This is a genomic window from Mesorhizobium sp. M7A.F.Ca.MR.148.00.0.0, assembly GCF_003997735.1.
GTDB lineage: Bacteria > Pseudomonadota > Alphaproteobacteria > Rhizobiales > Rhizobiaceae > Mesorhizobium.
The window spans coordinates 1-364 of the sequence record NZ_RZTB01000445.1 but is presented as its reverse complement, the minus strand read 5'-3'; the positions used below and the strand labels follow the sequence as shown (position 1 = coordinate 364).

Sequence of the window (364 nt, the reverse complement as noted above, 5' to 3'; positions counted from 1 at the left end):
CCCTGTTCGATTTTCTTCGCCAAGAATCCTGGCGGTTTCCGACAATGACCATCGCGTGTCGCAAAAAAGCTTTTTGGTATCAATCACTTCGCGTCGCTTCCGAGCGCACCCAGTTCCTATTTGTGATACATATTGTGAGACCTACTGTGATACTACCGTTGGCGGGAACTATCCCCGGATCAAGCTATGTTTTTATTATGTTTTTTCTGCTCCAAGGTCCGATTTGTATCACAATAGGTATCACAATACGTAACACGATCTCGGCCGCGGATATTCCGCCGGCGACACGGACAGACGCACCTTGCATCGGCGTACGAGGCTGCGCAATTTTTGCAAAAGCAGGAACATAGCTGCATCGCCCAAG

At 49.2% G+C, this 364-nt stretch carries 1 protein-coding gene; it reads right to left on the bottom strand.

Going from position 1 to position 364, the window contains the following annotated elements:
- Nucleotides 1-184: 184 nt before the first annotated feature.
- On the bottom strand, nucleotides 185-364 hold a 180-nt coding region (locus tag EOB49_RS37145; protein WP_206526214.1), incomplete at its 5' end, for a hypothetical protein.